The organism is Micromonospora palomenae, assembly GCF_007829925.1.
In the GTDB taxonomy this organism is placed as follows: Bacteria; Actinomycetota; Actinomycetes; order Mycobacteriales; family Micromonosporaceae; genus Micromonospora; species Micromonospora purpureochromogenes.
Genome location: NZ_VIXA01000001.1, coordinates 940,041 through 960,679 on the forward strand (window position 1 = coordinate 940,041; position 20,639 = coordinate 960,679).

The following is a 20,639-nucleotide window of genomic DNA, read 5'->3' on the forward strand; positions in this document are numbered from 1 at the left end:
GCCTCCCTACGGGAGTCGGCCGCCCGCACCCTCTCGGTGCGGGACCGCCCTCGTCCCGGTAAGGAATCCTTCCCAATCCCATCAGGGCACGTCAATATTACGGCGCAATAAAAGTCGGCCGGATGCGGGCGGCGACGCCGGACAGGGTGACGGTGGCGCGCCCGGCGCCATCCTGCCGAGCCTGCGGCGCACGCCCCCTCGGGTCTGCGTGGTGATCGACACGTCGGGGTCGGTCAGTGACGCCGAACTGGGCAGCGCGCTGCTGGAGGTCGCCGCGATCTCCCGGGCCGTGGGCGGGCGGCGGGACCTGGTCAGCGTGCTGCCCTGCGACGCGGCGGCCCGGGTCGTGCATCCGCTGTGCCGCGCCGAGGACATCCCGCTGGTGGGCGGCGGGGGAACGGACCTGCGGACGGGTTTCGCCCGGGCCCTGCGGAGCCGGCCCCGACCGGACGTCGTCGTGGTGCTGACCGACGGTCAGACGCCCTGGCCGACCTCGCGGCCGTCGTGCCGGACGGTGGTGGGGTTGTTTCCCCGCGCCCGGCCGGTGGACGAGGAGAATCCCGACTACGTGCCGGACTCGCCGCCGGACTGGGCGCGGGTGGTCGTCATCGGTGCCAGGTGAGGTGGCCCGGGCCCCAAAAGCGGCCGGTCAGGCCAGGGCGGCCACGGCGGCGTCCGCGCCGTTGCGCCAGAGCACGCCGACCTCGCTGAAGCCGGCGGCGCGCAACGCCGCCAGGTGCCAGTCCACCGGCGGGTTCCACTCCGGACTGTGCCCGGTCGGGTAGACCTGTCGCCGCTTCTCCACCAGTGGCCCGAGGGCCGGATCCTCGGCGGCCTGCTCCCACCACCCGCTCCACGACTGGGCCGCCCCGGCGGCATGGCGGGCCGTCCGCCGCTGCCGGGCGCGGTCGGCCAGCCGGGCGGTCAGCGTGGGCAGGGCGTCGTCGGGCATGTGGTCGGCGTTGACGAACACGCCGCCGGGGCGCAGCGCGGCGCGGATCTCGCCGTACAGGGTGGCCAGGCGGGGGCCGTCGAGCCAGTGCAGGGCGGTGGCGGTGAGCACCGCGTCGTACCCGTGGTGGGGGAGCGCGGCCGTCCAGTCGGGATGGTTGAGGTCGGCGGTGACGACGGTGGCGCGGCCGGCCAGGGAGGCCTCGGCGATCGTGAGCAGGACCGGGTCGAGGTCGACCAGGGTGACCTGCGCGTCCGGGTGGCGGGCGAGGGCGCGCAGGCTGATCGAGCCGGTGCCGCCGGCGAGATCCAGCAGTCGCAGCGGTCCATCGCCGGCGACGGCGTCGGCGGCGTCGAGCAGCGCGGCGAAGCGGTGTTCCCGGTCCGGCAGGTACGCCTCCTGCTGCCGGTCCCAGCTCTCCTGCCATGCCCGCACGTCAAGTTGGTAAGGAGTCATGACCCAGACGTTAGTTACCGAGAGAGGGGCTGTCGAGAGCTGAGGCGAACTTGTTGCCAAAGACTGGCAATTGCAGCGGGCAGCAAATAGCGGGATGCACACCGCTCAGGCGGATCGCCGTGGGGCCGGGACGACCTGCCGCGACCCGCGCCGGCCAAGGGTCGCCGGGACCGCTGTCCCCGGGAAGGGATCGTTACGCTGCTCGCATGGCGGACGAGGGCGTGCGGGCCGGGCATGCCGAGGTGGTGACGTGGTCGGTGGACGACCCGATCGTGGCGGCGGTGCGGCAGGTGCTGGCGGCGATGCCGTCCGGGTGCAGCTGGCTGCTGCCGGTGACCCAGGACGGTGAGGTCGTCGACTTCCGCGTGGCCGCCACCAGCGAACAGGGTCGCGACGTCTACGGCCGGGGGGCCGGGCGGGTGGGCGGGCTGCTCAGCGCGCTCTATCCCGGCATGGTCGGCGGCGTGCTGTGGCAGACGTACCACCAGGTGCTGGCCAGCGGCGTGCCGGCCCGGGTGCCGGACTTCCGGTACGAGGGCAAGCAGGCCGGTGTGGTCGCCGACTCGCTGTTCGACATCAGCGTGCAGCGGGTGCTGGGCGGCCTGCTGGTGTGGTGGGAGCGGCTCGACGAGCACCAGCGTCGGATGGAGCGTACCGAGCTGCTGGGCAGCCTCGGCTGGGCGGAGTACGACCTGATCACCGGGCTCAGCGAGTGGTCGCCCGGCATGTACCGGATCTTCGAGCGTGATCCTTCGCTGGGACCGCTGTCGCGGGCCGAGCAGTCCGCGGCGATCGTCCCCGACGACCACGGGTTGCGGGAGGCCGCCTGGCAGACGTTGGACAGCGGTGCGGCGTCGGACGTGACGGTGCGCTTCCGGGCGGGCTCGTCGGTGAAGTACCTGCGCATCCTCTCCGACGTCGCCCGGGACGCCGACGGCGCGCCGGTGAAGATCTACGCCGTGGTGCAGGACGTGACGGCCCGGGTGGACTCGCGTACCGCCATCGAGCGGCTCAGCGACCAGCTGCACACCCGGGAGCTGACGGCGCTGGCGGAGCACCGCCTGGCCCGGCAGTTGCAGAACCTGATCCAGCCGGTGCCCCGTGAGCCGGTCCCGTTGGCCGGCCTCGAGGTGCTGGTCGGCTACCTGCCGGCGGAGAGCGCCGTGCAGGTCGGCGGTGACTGGTACCACGCGCAGACGTTGCCCGACGGGCTGGTCGCGCTCGCCGTCGGCGACGTCGCCGGGCACGGCCTGGAGGCGGCCAGCGGGATGGCGCACCTGCGGTTCGCGCTGGTCGCCTGGCTCTCGATCGGCATCCGGGACCCCGGGGCGCTGCTCGGGCACATGAACCGGCTCTGTGGTCAGCTGAAGATCACCGCGACCGCGGTGGTCGCCGTCTACGACCCGGCGACCCGGTCGCTGTCCTGGGCGCAGGCGGGCCACCTGCCCCCGTTGCTGGCGCGCGGCGGGACGACCGCCGAACTCGACCGGCCCGCGGGCATGCTGCTGGGCGCCGACGCCGACTCGACCTACCCGGTCGTCACCCCACGGCTGCGCGGCGACGACCTGCTGCTCTTCTACACCGACGGGCTGGTGGAACGCCGGGTCGGCGACACGGTCGACCTGCTCGGCCCGGTGATGCGGACACTGTCCGACCTCTCCCGTGACCCCGACGCACAGACCCTGCCGCGGCTGCGCGAGGTGCTGCACCAGCCCAGCCCGGAGGACGACATCTGCACCCTGGCCGTGCGCGTACTGCGCTGACCCGTCCTCAGAGGCGGAACCGGAGCCGCACCACCGTCCCGGCCGGGGTCGGCTCGACGGCGATCTCGTCGCAGATCCGGGCGACGATCGCCAGCCCCCGACCACGGATCGCCTCGGCGGTGGGCATCTCGCGGGCCACCGTGCGCGGTCCGCCCTGATCGACGACGTCACAGACGAGCTGGCCCGCCTCGGCCCACACCCGCACCAGGCCGCCCCCGTGGGTGTGCTGCAACGTGTTGGTCGCCAGTTCGCTGACCGCCAGCGCGAGCAGCTCCACCCGGGCGGCCGGCAACCCCCGGGCCAGGGCCCGGGAACAGACGAACTCGCGGACGTGCGCCAGGTCGTCGGCGTGCGCGTACGGCATTGTGGCGACGGCGGAGGACGGGGTGGCGGGACGGTCAGACATCGTCGTCCTCCACCGGCCGGCGGGCCGTCACCGCGGGTCCACACCGTCGTCGGTGGGCGGTCGCAGCAGGTCGGCGACGCCGGTGATCGCCAGGACGTTCGCGACGTGCCCGCGGGCGTTGACCACGTACAGCCGGCCGCCGGCCGCGCGGGCCGCGTGGTGGGCGGTGACCAGGCCGTGGATGCCGGTGGAGTCGAGGAAGTCGAGCGCCCCCGCGTCGACCAGCACGACCTGGGCACCGGCCACGGCGCCCAGCAGCGCGGCCGTGAGCTCCTCCCGGGCGGCGAGATCGCACTCACCGGCGAGCCGCACCACCGCCCGCCCGGGTTCGGTGGACGTCGTCGCCTCGAAGCGCGCCATAGGGCAGCTCATCCTTCCCCGCGCGGAGCAGTCGGCCGGTTCGCGCACATGATGCCACCTCGCCGGCGAACGTCGCGCCCGGCGCGACAGCCCGATGTTCGGCGCCGGGAAACCGGGCGGCGACCTGGCCGCTGCTGACCGCCGCCGGCGTGGTCCCGACGCAGGTGGGGGCGGGTGGCGACCGCCGGCGCGTCAGGCGGCCGGCTCCAGCCAGGCCACCGCCCGGCGCACGGTGGCCTCGGGTACGTCGTGCCCACCGTCGAACTCGTCGTAGGTGACGTCGTAGCCGAGGGTCTGCAGGCGCGGCACGAGGGTCCGGCTGCACCGGTCGATCGGCAGCACCCGGTCGGCGGTGCCGTGCGAGATGTAGACGCGCGGCGTGCCGTGGGTGATCAGCGGGGCGGCGAAGCCGGGGGAGAAGGCCAGGACGGCGTCGAAGACGTCGCCGTTGATGAGTCCGATCGACAGCGCGTACGACGCGCCGTCGGAGAACCCGCCGATCAGCATGCCGGCGATCGGGTAGCCGGTGACGATCTCCTGGAGCACCCGGTCGATCCGCCGTACGTCGGGGCCGAAGCCGACCCCGATCATGTCCCAGGTCGCCGCGGCGGACTGCGGCGCGACGAGCAGCAGGCGTTGGTCGTCGGCGACCGGCAGCATCAGCTCCAGGGCCTGCCGGGGTGACCCGCCGGCGCCGTGCAGCAGCAGGGCCAGCCGGTACGGGCAGCCGTCCGCCGGCGCCGGCACGTAGGCCTGGGCGACCAGCTCACCGTCCGGTGCGTCGAACGACACCAGGCCGGTGCGGCCCGTGGCGGCGACCGGTGGACCCGGTCGTACGCTCAGCCGGCCGTGCCGGGAGTTCTCCTCCGGCTGCTCGTGCGGTCGGGCGGTCTCCGGGGTGATCGGCATGGGTGCCTCCGCTTCGGCGGGACTGTCCGGCGGGCTACCCGGTCCGGCGCGAAGCAATCCCGCCCCGGCGGGGGAAGTCGTCGGGCGTGCGTAAGGGCGCCTGAAGCGAATCGTAAGCGGGATCCGGCAATGTTCTGGGTGTCACCGGAGAGCACCAACGACAGCCAGGAGATCCCGATGCGCAAGCTCATCAACTCGACCTACATCACCCTCGACGGCGTCATCGAGAACCCCATGTGGACCATGCCGTACTTCGACGAGGAGGCCGCCGCCTTCGCCGCCGGGCAGACCAACGAGGCCGACGCGCTGCTGATGGGTCGGATCACGTACGACGGCATGTCCGCCGCCTGGCCGACCCGGGACGAGAGCGACCCGAGCACCGGCGCCGCCTACTTCAACAACGTCAAGAAGTACGTCGCCTCGACCACCCTGACCGACCCGACCTGGAAGAACAGCGAGGTGCTGCAGGGCGACCTGATCGAGGAGGTGACCCGGCTCAAGGCGCAGGAGGGCAAGGCCATCCTCCAGTACGGCTTCGGCTCGGTCACCACCCAGCTGATCGCGGCCGGCCTGCTGGACGAGGTCCGGTTCTGGATCCACCCGGTGCTGGAGGGCGGCGACAGCGTGACCGCACCGCTGAAGGACTTCAAGGCGTCGTTCGAGCTGGTCGACACGAAGGTCCAGCGCAGCGGCGTGATCATCGCCTCGTACCGGCCGAAGGTGGCCCACTGACGGACGCGCTCTTCAGCTGGGCCCGGGCCTCGCCCGGGCCCAGCTTGCCGCCCTCGGTGACCAGCGCGTCGAAGCGCTCCCGGCCGAGGGCGGCGACCAGCCGTACCGTCACCCGGTCGGTCTCGTCGCGCTCCGCCGGCGCGGCCGGGGACCGGGCGGCCTCCCGCGCGGCGGCCGCGGCGCCCAGCAGGCGGGCCGCGACCTCGGGCGGACGCACCGCCGAGGCCATCCCCTCCAGCGCGTTGACGGCGTCGCGCGGTGACTCCATCGCCTGCGCGGCGTCGAACGCTTCGACGTGCAGGGCCAAAGCGGCGGCCGGGTCGCCGTTCTGCTCGGCCGCGTGGCCCAGCTCCACCAGGACCATCGGCAGGTACAGCGCGGGCTGCGTCTCGCGGCGGCCCTGCTCGGCGAGGCGCGTCAGGTGCGTGACGGCCACGTCGAGCTTGCCGTCGCGGCGGGCGGCCAGGCCGAGGCCGATCTCCGCGAAGATCATCGCGTTCGGCGCGTCCTGCTCCACCGCCAGCTGGTACGCGCGTTCGGCCAGCTCCCGGCCCTGCGCGTAGTCGCGGGTCTGCACCGCCAGCCAGGCCAGCCAGGACAGCTTGCTGCCTACCTCGGGCCAGAGCGACAGCTCCTCGGCCCAGCGCAGCCCCTCCCGGTGCAGGGCCGCGGCGCGCTCGTGCTCGCCGCGCATCTCGGCCAGGCCGCCCACCCAGTCGGTCGCCTGCAACCGGCCCCAGCGGTCGCCGACCTGCGCGAACAACGCCGCACTGCGGGTACCGGCGTGCTCCAGTGTGGCCAGGTCGCCGGTGGCGTGGGCGAGCTTGGCCCGCGAGCTGAGCACCGCCGCCTCGGTCCAGGGGTCGTCGACCGTGGCGGGCAGCAGCTCCGCCGCCAGGGTCAGGTCGCTGCGATCGATGACCGCGTTCGCGACGAACCACGTCGCCCGGCCGTCGGGGTCGCCGGCCAGGGCGGCGCGCAGGTCGTCCGGCGCGAACGGTTCGCCCTGCAACACCGCGAACCCGGCCCGCCACGGCGCGGCGCGCGCCTCCTCGGCCGGGTCGCCCCGCATCGCCAGCGCCCGCCGCGCCTCGGTGAGCCGGCCGCGCAGGAACCAGTACCAGCTCAGCGCGACCGCCAGGCGCAGCCCGCCGCCGTGGGCAAGCGCCGAGCGCAGGTTCGCCGTCTCGGCGTCGAGCCGGGCCAGCCACTCCTGCTGGTCGGCGCCGCGCAGCTCCGGGTCGGCGCGTTCGGCCAGGTCGGTGTAGTACGCCGCGTGCCGCGCCCGGACGTCGTCGGCGTCCTCCAGACGTTCCAGGCAGAACGCGGCGACCGACTCCAGCAGCCGGTAGCGGGGGCTCGCGCCCGAGTCGTCCACCACCACCACCAGCGACCGGTCCACCAGCCGGGCCAGCGCGTCGAGGTCGGTCCGGCACACCTGCTCGGCCGCGTCGGGCGTGCAGCCGTCGCTGAACACCGCGAGCCGGGCCAGCACCCGGCGGTCGGCCTCGGCCAGCAGGTCCCAGCTCCAGCCGATCACCGCGGTCAGCGTGCGCTGCCGTGGTGGCATGTCCCGCTGCGCGGTGGCGAGCAGCCGGAACCGGTCGTCGAGCCGGTCCACCACGCCCTGCACGCCGAGCGCGCGTACCCGGGTCGCGGCCAGTTCGAGGGCCAGCGGCAGGCCGTCCAGCCGGCGGCAGAGCTGCGCCACCGCCGGCGCGGTCCGCTCGTCGAGGTGGAAGCCGCGGTGCTGCGCGGCGGCGCGGGCGGCGAACAGCCGGGCCGCGGCCGAGCGCCGGACCGCGTCGAGGTCCCGGTCGTGCTCGGGTACGGCCAGCGGCGGCACCTCCCAGAGCAGCTCACCGGTGAGACCGAGCGGTTCCCGGCTGGTGGCCAGCACGGTGACGCCCGGCGCGTCCCGCAGCAGCCGGGCGACCAGCGCGGCGACCGGCTCGATGACGTGCTCGCAGTTGTCCAGCACGAGCAGCAGCTGCCGGTGCCGGAGCACCGCGGACAGCCGGTCGACGGCGGACACGCTGGCGCCCGCCGCCTCGCGCAGGTCCAACGCCCCGAGCACCTCGTCGGCGACGCGCGGGTCGCCGACCGGCAGCGGCGCCAGCTCCACCAGGTGGGCGCCGTCCGGGAGGACCAGCTCGCGGGCGGCCTCGGTGGCCAGCCGGGTCTTGCCGACCCCGCCCGGCCCGACCAGCGTGACCAGCCGCTGTTGTGGGAGCAGGGCGCGCAGCTCGGTCAGCGCCTCGGCCCGTCCGACCAGCCCGTCGAGCCGGGCCGGCAGGCTGTTCCGGATGATCGCGGCCTTCGGCGGCGCGCTCAGGCCGGCGTCCTGTTCGAGGATCCTGCGGTGCAGGGCGACCAGCTCCGGCCCCGGGTCGAGGCCCAGCTCGTCAACGAGCCGGTCGCGCAGGTCGGCGTAGCTGTCCAGGGCCTCGGAGGTGCGACCGGCCGCGTAGAGCGCGCGCATCTGCAACGCCCGCAGCCCCTCGCGCAGCGGGTGCCGGGCGACCAGCTCGGCCAGGTCGGCGGCGACCAGGTCGTGTTCGCCGCGGGCCATCCGGGCGTCGGCGAGCCGTTCGTGCACCACGAGGCGCTGCTCGGCCAGGCGGGTGGCCTCGGCGCGGGCGAACTCGGCGTCGGCCACGTCGGCGTACGCGTCGCCGCGCCACAGCGCGAGGGCGGCGGTCAGCCGGTCCACGTCGGTGGCGGTGGCCAGCTCGGCGAACCGGTCGGCGTCCACCGCGCCGGTCCGCAGCAGGTAACCGGGCGGCCGTGACTCGACCAGCTCGCGCGCGCCCGGCTCGGCGTCGTTGAGCGCCTTACGCAGCTGGGACACCCGCACCTGGAGGGCGCCGGCCGGATTGGCCGGGACGTCCTCACCCCACAGGTCGTCGATCAGGCGATCCGCCGAGACCACCTGGTTACGGTGGGCCAGCAGGTCGGCCAGCAGCACCCGCACCTTGGTGCCGGGTACGACGACCGGCTCGCCGGTATCGGTGCTGACGGCGAGCGGCCCGAGCACCCCGAACTGCACGGCGGCCATCCTATCGACGCGAAGGCGATCTGAAGGGGACCGTAAGCGCCGTGGTCCACCGTGGGCACATGGACATCCACCACGAAGAACACGGCACCGGCGAGGGCCGCCCGGTCGTCCTCGTCCACGGCGCGCTCTCCGGCATCGACACCTCGTTCGGCAGGATCCTGCCGCTGCTGGCGAAGAGCCGGCGGGTGATCGCGATCGAGCTGCAGGCACACGGTCGCACCCCGGACATCGACCGTCCGCTGACGGTGGAGAACTTCGCCGCCGACGTGGTCGAACTGCTCGACCGCCTCGGTGTCGAACGGGCGGACCTGTTCGGCTGGAGCATGGGCGCGGCGGTCGCGCTGCGCCTCGGCACCGACCACGCCGACCGGGTCGGGCGGCTGGTGCTCGCCTCGGTGAGCTTCGACGACGCCGGCCTGCACCCGGGACTGCTGGACGGCATCCAGGACCTGCAACCGGAACACCTGCACGGCTCGGAGTTCCACGAGGAGTACCTGCGCACCGCGCCCGACCCGGCCGGCTGGGCCAACCTGGTCACCAAGATGAAGGTCCTGGACGCGAACCTGCCGCAGTGGACGCCCGAGCAGATCCGCGCGCTGGCCGCGCCCACCATGATCGTGCTGGCCGACTCGGACATCGTCCAGCCCGAGCACGCCGTGCGGATGTTCCGGCTGCTCGGCGGGGCGGTGGCCGGGGACCTGACCGGCCTGCCGGCCTGCCGCCTGGCCATCCTGCCCGGCACCACCCACACCACCATCCCGCACCGCGCCGACTGGCTGGCCCCGATGATCGACGAGTTCCTGGACGAGGATCACCCCGGGTAGTTGCCTTCTCGCAACGGTCGCGGAAATTTCCACCGTGGGTAACCTGCGAGCGTGAACGACGATGCTGCGGCTTTCGACCCGGGGCTGGTGAGCCCCCGGCCGACCGCGGCGTCCGTGCTCATGTCCGAGGACTTCACCGCCGCCACCGTGACCGCCCTGCGGCACCGGTTGCGAACGGCGGTCAGTGGCGCCGGACTCGTCGGCGACGAGGGCTACGACTTCGTTCTCGCCGTGCACGAACTGGCCACCAACGCGGTGCGCCACGGCGGCGGCCACGGCCACCTCGACCTGCGGCGTCAGGACGACGTGCTGATCTGCGAGGTCAGCGACCACGGGGCGACCGCGTCAGGTCTGCCGGTGCGGCTGCCCCCCGTCGACGTCGCCGGGGGACGGGGCCTGTGGCTGGCCCACCGGCTGAGCGAGGGCCTGCTGCTCACCCGAGGGGTCGACGGCGTCACCGCCACCGTGACCGCGTGCCTGGACGCCGTCGCCGGCCCACCCGTCGTCGGCGGCGCGACCGCCGAGCCGCACCCGCCCGCCGAGGACGACCCGCGATGACGCCGCGGCCGGGCTGACGGCACCGGATCAGCGTCGGCCCCGGATCGACGGCGCCGGTCGACTCTGGACTCCGGCCGGCCCCGTCGGCGGTCGCCCTCAGGGTCGGCGGCGCGTCGGGTCGGGCCCCCGGTCCCACTGTGCGCCACGCCGGCGGCGGTCCTCCCGGACGGCGCTGCGGATCGACCGCAGCGTGGCGTCGGGGGCGAAGATGAGCGCGTACCAGCGGTCGAGCATCGCGTGCAGGTCGCTGAGCGTGGCCGTCGCCCGCTCCGTCTGTTCCCGGGCCGTCCTCAGCTGCTCGCGGGCCGCCTGTGCCTCCGCCTCCAGCTCCGCAACCCGCACGCGCATCGGTTGCACGAGGGTCAGTGCCGCGTCGGTGAGCATGTCCGCCGCCTCCGCCTTGAACTTGCCGCGTTGAGCCACGACGGCGGCGATGGCGGCCAGGCCGCTGGCGCCGCCGAGCACGCCGAGCACGGACAGGACGACCTGCACCCACTGCGGGGCGGTGCTGGTGTCGGCCGGCGGTGTCATCGTCGGCCACCGGTGGGACAGTTGCCGCTGTCCACGTCGATCTTGCGGATCAGCCTCCGCAGGTCGAGCAGGATCTCCGTGGCGCGCCACCACGAACCCACCGCGACCGCGGTGATGAACGACGTCGCGGCGATCGCCATCCGGCCGGACATCACCATCAGGGCGACGGAGTACATCCCGGCGAGGGTGCCCAGCAGGAGCATCGCCGCCAGTTCGATGCCGAGAGCGGTGGAGACCCGTCCCGGCCAGGTCAGGCCGAGCAGGCCGCCCAGCCCGACGACGATCAGGCCCAGTTCCCAGCCGATCCGGATCGGTCGCGGCATCGCCATCTCCACCGAGGGTGGGCGCACGTTGAGGATGATCAGCAGGAGCCCGCACACGGGCGCGGTGACCAGGACGGCGTTCTCGAACGGTCGCCGGTTGCGCCAGATTCGCATGCTCTGCACGGCAACTCCCTGAGGTCGATGCGGGTACCCCGTCGGGAGCGGTCGTCGGAGGCGTACGACCACGCTGCCCGGGTGGCACCCGCTGCTGTGCCGGGGGTGTGACGACGAGCGCCATCGGTGGTCGACACCTCTAGTCATACCACCCGTTTCCGGTCGCCCCAACTGATGGGATCTGACATAAGTGCTGGTCAGACGTGGTGCGAGCGGCCTCGGACGGGCAGCCGCCGGAGGCTGAAGGGCGAGTCGAGCGACGTCCGGATGTCCCCTCTCGACTGTCGAGGAGGCGGCTTCGCCGCTGTTCAGGAACAAGACACCTTCCGAGCAAATGACAGAAAAGGAGCAAAAACACCAATCGAGCCCGGCCACCGGGCGCCGGCGGCGGAGCGTTTGCCGACGGTGGCCGCGGGTAGCCACGCTGCCTCGCCACGGGGAAGGACGTCGCATGGCTGAGCTGAAGTTCGTCGAGAAGGTCGCCGCACGGGCGGGCGTACCGCCGGACACGGCGCGATCCCTGACCGAGGCCACCCTCGGCACCCTCACGCAGCGGATCAGTGGCGGCCAGGCCGGGGCCCTGGCCGGCCACCTCGCCGACGAGCTGAGCCCGTTGCTGATCAAGGGCACGGAGGATCCGGAGGCGTTCGGCTACGACGAGTTCCTGCGTCGGGTGGCCGACCGCGCCGGGGTGGACCGCGGAGTCGCCGAACGGGGCGTGCGGGCAGTCCTGCAGACCCTGCACCGGGTGGTCGGACACCGGGAGTTCGAGGACGCCATGGTGCAACTGCCGGCGGACCTCCGGGCCCTGGCCGAGCCCCTGCCACACGGGCCCTGACCGACGCCGGCCCCCGGTCGTACCCGGGCCGGCCGGCGACGGTGGATCCCCTCGGCGCGCCGCCGCGCGGCCGACCGGCGCCGGCCGGGCGTGGGGGCGGGTCAGCCGACGGCCACCGCGGCCAGGTACTGCTCCGCGCGGTCCGGCGCCATGAACCAGTCGTCCAGGTCGTTGGGGTCGCAGAAGCCGTAGGCGAACCGGCGGGCGATCGCCGGACTGGTCGCGGCGGTGGCGAGGATCTGCTGCACGTGTGGGGGCAGCGGCTGAAGCATGGCGTTCGTCCAGTGGGTGACCGCCTGGCCGGTGTCGGCCCAGAACCGCTCGAACGTCCGCTCCATCCACTGCGTGTCGAAGGGCTGGTCGGCGCGCTCCAGGATCGACCGCAGGTACGCGTCGGCGCACTTCGCGGCGGTGTTGCTGCCCTGGCCGGTGATGGGGTCGTTGGCGATCACCACGTCGGCCATGCCGAGGACGGCGCCGCCCGAGGGGAGTTCGCCGACCGGGTGGCGCACCGTGGGGGTGTACCGGCCGGACAGGGTGGCCCGCCCGTCGGTCAACTCCACCCGGGCGCACCGCTCGTGGATCCACGGCGTGTACTGCCGGGTCAGCTCCAAGGTCAGCCTGAGGTGCTCGGCCGGATCCCGCCGCTCCTGCCACAGGTCCAGCGGCCCGCCCGGCACCGCCTCCCAGAACAGGATGTCGCACGGTCCGGACAGGGTGAGCGCGGGAATGACGAAGAGTTCCCCGAGCCCGGGCACCGCGTTGAAGCTGACGTGCGGCTGCGGCCACAGCGGGTCCGGCGTCATACCGTGCACGTACGCGACGGCCAACCCGCGCTGCGGCGTCGCGTAGACCGACCGCTGCGGGTCACGGTCGAAGACACCCACCAGATCGCCCTTGCCGGCCGCCACGACGGTCAGGTCGTAGCGGCCGAGCCGGGTCAGCCCGTCCAGGTCGGCCGTGGTCACGCCCTGGTAGTGCACGGTGCCGCCCCGCTGCTCGAACAGCTCCAGCCAGGCGGCCATCTTCAGCCGCTGGTCGGTGCTCTGCGCGGGGTCGTCCAGCGGGCAGGGGACGCGCAGGGCCCGCTCGCCGGGCGGCGCGGACAGCGACACGTGCAGCCCCTGGATCTGCGGCGTCTGCTCCGTCCAGAGATCCAGGCCGTACCGGCGTTCGGTGTGCAGGGCGGCGGCGAACATGGCCTGTGTGCTCATCACCCAGCCACGGCGGATCTCCTCGGGCGTACGGGCCGACATGATGGTCACGTCGTAGCCCTCGGCGAGCAGGCCGAGTCCGAGCTGCAGCCCGGACTGACCGGCCCCGACGATCAGGATTCTGCGCATCTGTACCTCCAGGTGGGTGAGCTACCGGACCGCGCCGGCGGTGCTGGCCATGGTGTGTTCCACGACCGTCACCAGGGCCCGCGCGACCGACGAGGGGTCCCGGACGTCGCAGGCGACCAGGGGAACGTGGGCGGACAGTCCGAGGGCCTCCCGGACGTCGTCCAGGCGGTGGGTGAGCACGCCGTCGAACAGGTTGACGCAGACCACGAACGGCAGGTCGGTGTCCTGCTCGAAGTAGTTGACCGCGGGGAAGGACGCCTCCAGGCGTCGGGTGTCGGCCAGGACGAGGGCGCCCACCGCGCCGCGACACAGGTCGTCCCACATCGGCCAGAACCGGGGCTGGCCGGGCGTGCCGAACAGGTACAGCACCAGGTCCCCGCCGATCGTCAGCCGGCCGAAGTCCATCGCCACGGTGGTGGTCGTCTTGTCGATCCCCGGATCGAGCCGGTCCACGGTCTCGCTCGCCGCCGTCATCCACGCCTCGGTGTTGATCGGCGGAATCTCCGAGATGGACTGCACGCACGTCGTCTTGCCGACCCCGAAGCCGCCGGCAATGACGATCTTCGCCGAGGTCGGCAGGGGGTGCTCAGGCGAGCTGACGGAGGCCATCGCGGAGTCTCTCCAGAAGGCGGTGGTCGAACGGGGAGGCGGCGGTGTCGCCGTGGATGCACAGTCGGTCGGTCGCGGCGAGGTCGTCGACGACCACCCGGGTCACCCCCAGCGACATGCCGCAGACGGCGGACAGCTCGGCGACCGACCGGGTCGTGCGGGCGTGCTCGTAGAGCGAACGGGGCTCCGGCAGCAGGCCCGAGGCGAACACGGCGTCGTAGTACGGCACCGACACCAGGGTGTGCACCAGCAGGTGCTGCCGGGTGCGGGTGCGCCCGCCGGTGAGGACGTAGGGCCGCACCTTCCAGTACGGGGTGGGCATGGTGGAGACCTCCTTGGGCTCCGGGACGGTCAGCGGGCCGGCCGGCCGGCGGTGTGGCGGTGCAACTCGCTACGGACCTGCGGGGTGAGCGCGTGCCGGACGGCTCCGACGAACTGCGTCATCCGGTAGGCGACGACGCGGAGGTCGCAGCCGGCCGTGGCGGCCACGGCCAGGCCCGCCGACTCGCCCACCCGCATGAACAGCAGGTGCCCGTGGGGCAGCCGGACCGTCAGGTACTCCGACGGCCCCAGGTCGAGCAGGGCGGCGCTGCGGTCGGCGATGCTGAGCAGGCCGGAGGTCAGGGCGGCGAGCTGGTCGCCGAGGTCGCGGGGCACCCGACCGGACGCGGCGAGCTGGAGTCCGTCGAGGGAGACGAGCACTGCGTGGGTGACGCCGGGTACGTCGTCGGCGAACTGGCGGACCAGCCAGGCGCAGTCCGGCGGGCTCTGGCCGGCGACCTGCTGGTGGCGTGCGTCGAGCGGTGCGGTCATCAGGGATGTCCTTCGTCGAGGGTGGCTGGTCGGGCGTCGCCGACCCCGGCGGCGAAGTCGGCTGTCTCATCGGGCCAGGCAGACCCGCCGGGCGCTGGAGCCGAGGGCTGGGGTGCCGTACCCGGTGGCGGCGGGCGGTGCGCCCCGGGCGAGGGAGTCTGCCCACGTACGCTCTCGCGTACCCGGCGGGGCAGGCCGCCGGCCGGCTCCGCCGGGCGGGTGTCCGGGGCCGGGCCGTCGCCGGTCGGCGCGGCATCGAGGAGGGTGGCCAGGCGCACCGTCGGGGCATGCCTGCTGTCGTCGGACCTGGACATCTGCGCGCTCCCTTGCGGGATCCCGGCCCAGACGGGTGGCCGGCCGCCCGCCGTCGTCGGCGCGGTGCCGGCGGGCCCCGGCCGGGCGGGGGGCGCCACCTCGCAGAGCAGGAATCCGGGGATCAGCACCGTCGCGGTGGTGCCGCCCGAGGGGCGGGCGGTGAGGTTGACCCGCAGCTGGTGGGCGCGCGACAGGTGCGCGACGACAAGCAGGCCCAGGTGGGCCGCGGGGTTACCGGTGGCCGGTGCCGGCGCGGTGCCGGCCAGCATGGCGTTGAGCTGCGGTAGCTGGCCCGGGTCGATGCCCACGCCGGCGTCCTCGGCCCGGAGCAGCACGCTGCCGTCCTCGGTGACGTAGGCGGAGACGACCACCGACGACGTGGGCGGCGAGAAGCGGGTCGCGTTGTCGAGCAGTTCGGTGAGCACCCGGATGACGTCGTCGGCGGCGAACTCGACGACGCCCAGGCCCACGACGTGTCCGACCCGGACCCGGGGGTAGTGCTCGATGGCCGAGGAGGCGGCCCGGACCACGTCGACCAGGGTGACGGTCTGCGGGCTGGCGTCTTCGACCCGGCGGCCCAGCAGCACCTGGAGGTTCTCCGCGTGGCGGCGGATGCGGGTGTTCGCGTGGTCGATGCGGTAGAGCCGTTCGAGCCGTTCCGGGTCCTGCTCGTCGGTCTCCACGGCTTCGAGGTGGCTGCCCATCTGGTACGCCGAGGCGAGGATGCGCAGCGCGAACTGGTCGCAGATCGCCGGCCAGAGGTCCTCCGCGTGGTTCTCGGGTGGGGGTGGGCTCGCCGCGGCGGTGTCCGCCTGCGCGAGCGCGGGATCGAGCCACCGGGCCGCTCGCTGCCGCCACGTCATGCGTCGACGATGCGGTGCCGTCACTGTGGACATCTCGTCGTCTTTCACGAAATAGCAGACCTATCGGTAATCAGGGTTTCTGACACGGTGCAGCAGTCAACCACCGTTCCCTGATGGTGGCAACGCCGTACGACCGATCTGAGGCTTTTCGCACCGCGCCACCACCCTGTCCGAGGCCGCGCAGGACCGGGGGGCCTGCGCGATGACGGCAGGCGTACGGGTCGACCGTGGTCGATCAGCCGGTGGTCGTGCCACCGCATGCCTGTCGTGCCGGTTCCGGGCCGGTCGCGTCGATGCCATGTCTGTAGATCGCGTGCAACGGTCAGAGCGCAACATCATTTTCTGGGTGACCACCGCGCTCGGCTGGTCAGGTGCCGTCCACCGTCCCCGCTGGCCTCCGCGACGAGGCGGTGTCAGGTGCGGACGTCGGGCGGCGGAGTCACCGGCCGGTACCAGGTCACGGACCGCGCCCCGCACGTGCGCACGAGGGCCCCCGCCCGGCGGCCGGCGCCGCCGGCGCACGAGGTGGTGGCTGCGGAAGCCGGTCGGGTCGGCCGGGGCGGTGGCCGGCCGGTGTGCAGCGCCGATCCGTTGCCGTGACCGACCGACCCGGCCGGGTGGCACGACGCCGCGCCGGCCCGCGCCGTCCCGGACGGTCAGCCGAGCAGGTCCCCGGTGGGCAGCGGCAGCCCCGGCAGTGGCGGCAGCAGCGACGGGCTCGGCGCCGGCGGGCTCGGCGCCGGCGGCAGGGGAAGCTTCGGCAGTGACGGCAGCGACGGCAGGAGCCCGGATCCGGAGCTGGGCCGCGGCGAGGGCCGCGCCGACGGCGGCGACGCCGGGGCGGTCGGGGGTGGAGCCGGGGCCGGAGCGCTCGGGGAACTACCGGTCGTCGAGGCGGCCGGCGCGGGCGGCGCAGGCGGGGCACACCGGGGCCAGCCGGGGCAGCTCGCCGCCGCCAGGTCGCGCAGGACAGCGTCGATCTCGGCGCGCAGCCGGGCCGCGTCGGCGGGGTCGGTGACCGAGGTCAGGTCCTGTTGGGCCTGGTCGACCCAGTGTCGGGCGTCGTCGAGCCGGCCGGCGGCGACGGCGTCGCGGGCGCGGGCGATGCTCTGCTCGACGGTGCGCACCGCAGCCTGCTCGGGATGCAGGACCTTGGTCAACGACCACAGCGGGCTCGTCGGCCCGGCGTTCTTGCTGCCCACCCCCAGTCCCGTCGCCAGCACGAGGACGGCGGCCACGGCGGCCGCCAGCCGCAGCGCCCACGGCCGGGGTCGGCGTGACCGAGTGCTGCCGACGCGGACCGGCCCGGTGGGGAGGTCGGCCCCGGCCCGCCGGCCGGCGTCCGTCCCGGCCACGAGCAGCCCGCTGCTCGTTCCGGTCTCGTCGACGTCGGCGGTGACGTCGGCCCGCCAGGCGGCGAGCAGGGCCGCGAGGTCGTCGCCGTCGGTGCCCTCCTCGCCCCGCCCGAGAGCGTCGAGGAGCAGGTCGTCGCGGGTGACCGTGCCGAGGTCCAGTTGCTCGCCGCTGTCCGGCTCGTGCCTGGTCATGCCGCCACCTCGTCAAGTCCGCTGCCCGCAAGGGTACGGAGCCGGGCGAGGGCCCGGGACTGGGCCACCCGGACGGCCGCCGCCGACATGCCGAGGATGGTGCCCACCTCCTCGGCGGTCAGGCCGACCGCCACCCGGAGCGTGATGATCTCCCGCTGGACGTCGGGCAGCCGCTGCAACAGCACCGACAGCCGGCGGGCCAGGTCGGTGGCGACGGCCTGCTGCTCCGGACCCGGCGCCGCGTCCGGGTGCTCCACCGGGGTGTCGGTCATGGTGACGGCGGAGTCGCGCACCGCCGCCCGCTGGGCGTCGGCGACCTTGTGCGCGGCGACGGCGAAGACGAACGCCGAGAACGGCTTGCCCTGCTCCCGGTAGCGGGGCAGGGCCTTCAGCACCGCCAGGCAGACCTCCTGCGCGACGTCGTCGGCGGTGGTGTACGCCCCGCCGACGCGGCCCAGCCGAGCCCGGCAGTAGCGGACGAGCCCCGGCCGTACGTCGGTGAGCAGGGCCGACACCGCCCTCGGGTCGCCATCGGCGGCCCGGCGGACGAGCTCTGGCTCGATCGCTGTGGTCATGGATTGCGAGGCACCTTCGTTACCGGTGGGTTAACGGCACGCTATCCAGACGCGGGCCACTTTGCATAGGTCACCCTCTGTCGCTGCCGGCGTGCGGAAAGAAGTGTGTTGCGTTCTGTTCGGCCGGCCCGATGTCACTGATGTCGACGGAGGGAGGGCGCATGGGTGTCGAAGTGGCCGTGCAGGGACTGACCAAGTCCTTCGGTGGCCAGCCGGTCTGGTCGGACATCAGCCTGACCCTGCCGGCGGGCGAGATCTCCGTGCTGCTGGGTCCGTCCGGCACCGGCAAGTCGGTGTTCCTCAAGACCCTGGTGGGGCTGCTGCGGCCCGACGCCGGTTCGATCTGGATCGAGGGCAAGGACCTGCCCCGGCTCTCCGAACGCGCGTTGTACGAGGTGCGCAAGCTGTTCGGCGTGCTGTTCCAGGACGGCGCGCTGTTCGGCTCGATGACCATCTACGACAACGTGGCGTTCCCGCTGCGGGAGCACACCCGCAAGTCCGAGTCGCAGATTCGCGACGTGGTCAACGAGAAGCTCGACATGGTCGGCCTGGTCGGCGCCGAGAAGAAGCTCCCCGGGGAGATCTCCGGCGGCATGCGCAAGCGGGCCGGGCTGGCCCGGGCGCTGGTGCTCGACCCCCGCATCGTCCTGTTCGACGAGCCCGACTCCGGGCTGGACCCGGTGCGCACCGCGTACCTCAATCAGCTCATCGTCGACCTCAACCAGCGCACCAGGGCGACGTTCCTGATCGTCACGCACGACATCAACACCGCGCGTACGGTGCCGGACAACATCGGCCTGATCTATCACGGGCACCTGGCCATGTTCGGGCCGCGGGAGATGCTGCTGTCCAGCACCGAGCCGGTGGTCCGGCAGTTCCTCAACGCCCAGCGCGTCGGCCCGATCGGGATGGCCGAGGAGAAGGACGCCGAGGAGTTGCAGGCCGAGGCGGACGCCGGCGCCGAACTGCCCCCGTTGCCGCCCATCCCGTTGCAGCTGCCCCCCTCGGACGGGCTGCCCCGCCAGGCCGAGCGGCCACCGGGGCAGTGGTGCCGGGACAACGGCGTCATCCCGCCACCCGGCTCCTTCGAGGGCCGTCGTGACGCCGCGCAGCCGACCATCGAGCTGGGCCGGGAGCTCGCCGCCGACAGGCGGCGGCACCGGGAGGTGGCCGGATGAGCGCCCCCGTCACCGCCGTCCGCGCCACCGGCGAGTTCTTCGCGTTCTGCCTGGACACCCTGCGCAGCCTGGGGCGCCGGCCGGTGCAGGTCCGCGAGTTCGTGCAGCAGGCCTGGTTCATCAGCTCGGTGTCGATCCTGCCGGCGGCGCTGGTCTCCATCCCCTTCGGCGCGGTCATCGCCCTGCAACTCGGCTCGCTGGTCCGGCAGCTCGGCGCGCAGTCGTTCACCGGGGCCGCGTCGGTGCTCGCGGTGGTCCGCGAGGCCGGCCCGATCGTCACCGCGCTGATCATCGCCGGCGCCGGGGGCTCGGCCATCTGCGCCGACCTCGGCTCCCGCAAGATCCGCGAGGAACTCGACGCGATGCAGGTGCTCGGCATCGACCCGATCCAGCGCCTGGTGGTGCCGCGCGTGCTCGCCTCGATGCTGGTCGCCGTCCTGCTCAACGGCCTGGTCAGCGTGGTCGGCGTGACCGGCGGCTACCTGTTCAACGTGGTCATGCAGGGCGGCACGCCCGGCGCGTACCTGGCCAGCTTCCAGGCCCTCGGGCAGCTGCCGGACCTGCTGGTGGGCGAGGTCAAGGCGCTGCTCTTCGGCGCCGCCGCCGCGCTCGTCGCCTGCTACAAGGGCATGACCGCGCGGGGCGGGCCGAAGGGGGTCGGCGACGCGGTCAACCAGAGCGTGGTGATCACCTTCATGCTGCTGTTCGCGCTGAACTTCCTCGTCACGGCCGTGTACTTCCAGGTCGTACCGCAGAAGGGGAGCTGACATGGCGGTGCTGCGGTACCTCGACGACCTGGGCGGCCAGCTCGCCTTCTACCTGCGTGCCGTGGCGTGGGCGCCCCGGACCGTCCGCCGGTACAAGCGGGAGGTGATCCGGCTGCTGGCCGAGGTCAGCTTCGGCTCCGGCGCCCTGGCTGTGGTCGGCGGCACCGTCGGCGTCATCTGCTTCCTGACCTTCTTCACCGGCACCGAGGTCGGACTCCAGGGCTACCAGGCGCTCAACCAGATCGGCAGCAGCGCGTTCACCGGCTTCGTCTCGGCGTACTTCAACACCCGGGAGATCTCGCCGCTGGTGGCGGCGCTGGCGCTGTCGGCCACCGTCGGCTGCGGATTCACCGCCCAGCTCGGCGCCATGCGGATCTCCGAGGAGGTGGACGCCCTGGAGGTGATGGGCGTGCCCTCCCTGCCCTTCCTGGTCACCACCCGCATGATCGCCGGCTTCATCGCGGTGATCCCGCTGTACGTCATCGGCCTGCTCTCCAGCTACCTCGCCACCCGCACCATCGCCGTCGGCTACTTCGGACAGTCCGCCGGCACCTACGACTACTACTTCCACCTGTTCCTGCCCCCGGTCGACGTGCTCTGGTCCTTCGGCAAGGTGCTGGTCTTCAGCGTGATCGTGGTGCTGGTGCACTGCTACTACGGCTACACCGCGAGCGGCGGACCCGCCGGCGTCGGCGTCGCCGTCGGGCGAGCCGTCCGGCTCGCGATCGTCGCGGTCAACATCGTCGACTTCTTCCTGTCGCTGGCCATCTGGGGCGCGACCACCACCGTCCGGATCGCGGGGTGA

22 protein-coding genes and 1 pseudogene are annotated in these 20,639 nt (G+C 73.4%); 9 read left to right on the top strand and 14 right to left on the bottom strand.

The genetic code is table 11. The features are described from left to right. Nucleotides 1-154 precede the first annotated feature (154 nt). A pseudogene (locus tag FHX75_RS04140) lies at nt 155-622 on the top strand (VWA-like domain-containing protein); the annotation flags it as partial. A 27-nt stretch (nt 623-649) separates the two neighbouring features. Here FHX75_RS04140 and FHX75_RS04145 read toward each other — a convergent pair. Beyond that, entirely contained in the window at nt 650-1,408 is a 759-nt protein-coding gene (locus FHX75_RS04145; protein ID WP_154936734.1) for a class I SAM-dependent methyltransferase, read from the bottom strand. Between the two features lie 206 nt (nt 1,409-1,614). On the opposite strand from FHX75_RS04145, the gene FHX75_RS04150 reads away from it, so the two are divergent. Next, nucleotides 1,615-3,171, top strand: a complete 1,557-nt coding sequence (locus FHX75_RS04150; protein WP_154936735.1) for a PP2C family protein-serine/threonine phosphatase — start codon at nt 1,615-1,617, stop codon at nt 3,169-3,171. 7 nt (nt 3,172-3,178) lie between these two features. Here the strand turns inward: FHX75_RS04150 and FHX75_RS04155 are convergent, their stop codons facing one another. The 3 genes from FHX75_RS04155 to FHX75_RS04165 all read right to left on the bottom strand — a co-directional run bounded on the left by FHX75_RS04155 (nt 3,179) and on the right by FHX75_RS04165 (nt 4,846). Next, nucleotides 3,179-3,577 carry an ATP-binding protein gene (locus tag FHX75_RS04155; protein WP_154936736.1) on the bottom strand — a complete coding sequence of 133 codons (399 nt, stop codon included), beginning with the start codon at nt 3,575-3,577 and terminating at the stop codon, nt 3,179-3,181. A gap of 27 nt (nt 3,578-3,604) precedes the next feature. Then, on the bottom strand, nt 3,605-3,937 hold the full coding sequence (locus tag FHX75_RS04160) for an STAS domain-containing protein (RefSeq protein ID WP_154936737.1): 333 nt from the start codon (nt 3,935-3,937) through the stop codon (nt 3,605-3,607). 192 nt (nt 3,938-4,129) lie between these two features. Further along, a complete protein-coding gene (locus tag FHX75_RS04165) occupies nt 4,130-4,846 on the bottom strand; it encodes an alpha/beta hydrolase (protein ID WP_154936738.1) in 717 nt (238 codons plus the stop codon). A 129-nt stretch (nt 4,847-4,975) separates the two neighbouring features. Here FHX75_RS04165 and FHX75_RS04170 point away from each other — a divergent pair, with 129 nt between their 5' ends. Beyond that, entirely contained in the window at nt 4,976-5,578 is a 603-nt protein-coding gene (locus FHX75_RS04170) for a dihydrofolate reductase family protein (RefSeq protein ID WP_246157623.1), read from the top strand. Here FHX75_RS04170 and FHX75_RS04175 read toward each other — a convergent pair. Continuing rightward, nucleotides 5,544-8,627: an AfsR/SARP family transcriptional regulator gene (locus tag FHX75_RS04175; RefSeq protein WP_154938773.1), complete on the bottom strand. Its 3,084-nt coding sequence runs from the start codon at nt 8,625-8,627 to the stop codon at nt 5,544-5,546. The two genes, FHX75_RS04170 and FHX75_RS04175, sit on opposite strands and share 35 nt — an antisense overlap. A gap of 68 nt (nt 8,628-8,695) precedes the next feature. Here FHX75_RS04175 and FHX75_RS04180 point away from each other — a divergent pair, with 68 nt between their 5' ends. Both FHX75_RS04180 and FHX75_RS04185 read left to right on the top strand, forming a co-directional pair. After that, the gene (locus FHX75_RS04180; RefSeq protein WP_154936739.1) at nt 8,696-9,460 is read left to right on the top strand and encodes an alpha/beta fold hydrolase; all 765 of its coding nucleotides are present in this window, start codon (nt 8,696-8,698) and stop codon (nt 9,458-9,460) included. 51 nt (nt 9,461-9,511) lie between these two features. Next, nucleotides 9,512-10,018, top strand: coding sequence for an ATP-binding protein (locus FHX75_RS04185; RefSeq protein WP_246157626.1), 507 nt, complete (start codon nt 9,512-9,514; stop codon nt 10,016-10,018). 96 nt (nt 10,019-10,114) lie between these two features. Here the strand turns inward: FHX75_RS04185 and FHX75_RS04190 are convergent, their stop codons facing one another. Beyond that, entirely contained in the window at nt 10,115-10,549 is a 435-nt protein-coding gene (locus FHX75_RS04190) for a hypothetical protein (RefSeq protein ID WP_154936740.1), read from the bottom strand. Further along, nucleotides 10,546-10,986, bottom strand: coding sequence for a hypothetical protein (locus FHX75_RS04195; protein WP_154938777.1), 441 nt, complete (start codon nt 10,984-10,986; stop codon nt 10,546-10,548). Before FHX75_RS04195 ends, FHX75_RS04190 begins: the two co-directional genes overlap by 4 nt. A gap of 451 nt (nt 10,987-11,437) precedes the next feature. Here FHX75_RS04195 and FHX75_RS04200 point away from each other — a divergent pair, with 451 nt between their 5' ends. Then, nucleotides 11,438-11,824, top strand: a complete 387-nt coding sequence (locus tag FHX75_RS04200) for a DUF2267 domain-containing protein (protein ID WP_154936741.1) — start codon at nt 11,438-11,440, stop codon at nt 11,822-11,824. Between the two features lie 101 nt (nt 11,825-11,925). On the opposite strand, the gene FHX75_RS04210 is transcribed toward FHX75_RS04200, so the two are convergent. The 7 genes from FHX75_RS04210 to shbA all read right to left on the bottom strand — a co-directional run bounded on the left by FHX75_RS04210 (nt 11,926) and on the right by shbA (nt 17,889). After that, nucleotides 11,926-13,167 carry a styrene monooxygenase/indole monooxygenase family protein gene (locus FHX75_RS04210; RefSeq protein ID WP_154936742.1) on the bottom strand — a complete coding sequence of 414 codons (1,242 nt, stop codon included), beginning with the start codon at nt 13,165-13,167 and terminating at the stop codon, nt 11,926-11,928. 21 nt (nt 13,168-13,188) lie between these two features. Further along, complete coding sequence (locus FHX75_RS04215; RefSeq protein WP_154936743.1) at nt 13,189-13,776, bottom strand: GTP-binding protein; 588 nt, start codon at nt 13,774-13,776, stop codon at nt 13,189-13,191. After that, nucleotides 13,754-14,098 (bottom strand): DUF742 domain-containing protein, encoded by a 345-nt coding sequence (locus FHX75_RS04220; protein WP_154936744.1) that lies wholly within the window; start codon nt 14,096-14,098, stop codon nt 13,754-13,756. The genes FHX75_RS04215 and FHX75_RS04220 overlap by 23 nt, the downstream gene beginning before the upstream one ends. A gap of 29 nt (nt 14,099-14,127) precedes the next feature. Beyond that, nucleotides 14,128-14,589: a roadblock/LC7 domain-containing protein gene (locus FHX75_RS04225; protein ID WP_154936745.1), complete on the bottom strand. Its 462-nt coding sequence runs from the start codon at nt 14,587-14,589 to the stop codon at nt 14,128-14,130. Next, entirely contained in the window at nt 14,589-15,767 is a 1,179-nt protein-coding gene (locus FHX75_RS04230) for a sensor histidine kinase (protein ID WP_154936746.1), read from the bottom strand. Before FHX75_RS04230 ends, FHX75_RS04225 begins: the two co-directional genes overlap by 1 nt. Nucleotides 15,768-16,423: 656 nt before the next feature. Beyond that, entirely contained in the window at nt 16,424-17,314 is an 891-nt protein-coding gene (locus tag FHX75_RS04235; RefSeq protein WP_154936747.1) for an anti-sigma-D factor RsdA, read from the bottom strand. Next, entirely contained in the window at nt 17,311-17,889 is a 579-nt protein-coding gene (gene shbA, locus FHX75_RS04240) for an RNA polymerase sigma factor ShbA (protein WP_154936748.1), read from the bottom strand. Before shbA ends, FHX75_RS04235 begins: the two co-directional genes overlap by 4 nt. 161 nt (nt 17,890-18,050) lie before the next feature. Here shbA and FHX75_RS04245 point away from each other — a divergent pair, with 161 nt between their 5' ends. Genes FHX75_RS04245 through FHX75_RS04255 form a run of 3 tightly spaced genes read left to right on the top strand, consistent with a single transcriptional unit; the run spans nt 18,051 to nt 20,639 of the window. Further along, the gene (locus FHX75_RS04245) at nt 18,051-19,067 is read left to right on the top strand and encodes an ABC transporter ATP-binding protein (RefSeq protein WP_154936749.1); all 1,017 of its coding nucleotides are present in this window, start codon (nt 18,051-18,053) and stop codon (nt 19,065-19,067) included. Next, nucleotides 19,064-19,834, top strand: coding sequence for an MlaE family ABC transporter permease (locus FHX75_RS04250; protein ID WP_154936750.1), 771 nt, complete (start codon nt 19,064-19,066; stop codon nt 19,832-19,834). Before FHX75_RS04245 ends, FHX75_RS04250 begins: the two co-directional genes overlap by 4 nt. Before the next feature lies 1 nt (nt 19,835). Further along, nucleotides 19,836-20,639: an MlaE family ABC transporter permease gene (locus FHX75_RS04255; protein ID WP_154936751.1), complete on the top strand. Its 804-nt coding sequence runs from the start codon at nt 19,836-19,838 to the stop codon at nt 20,637-20,639.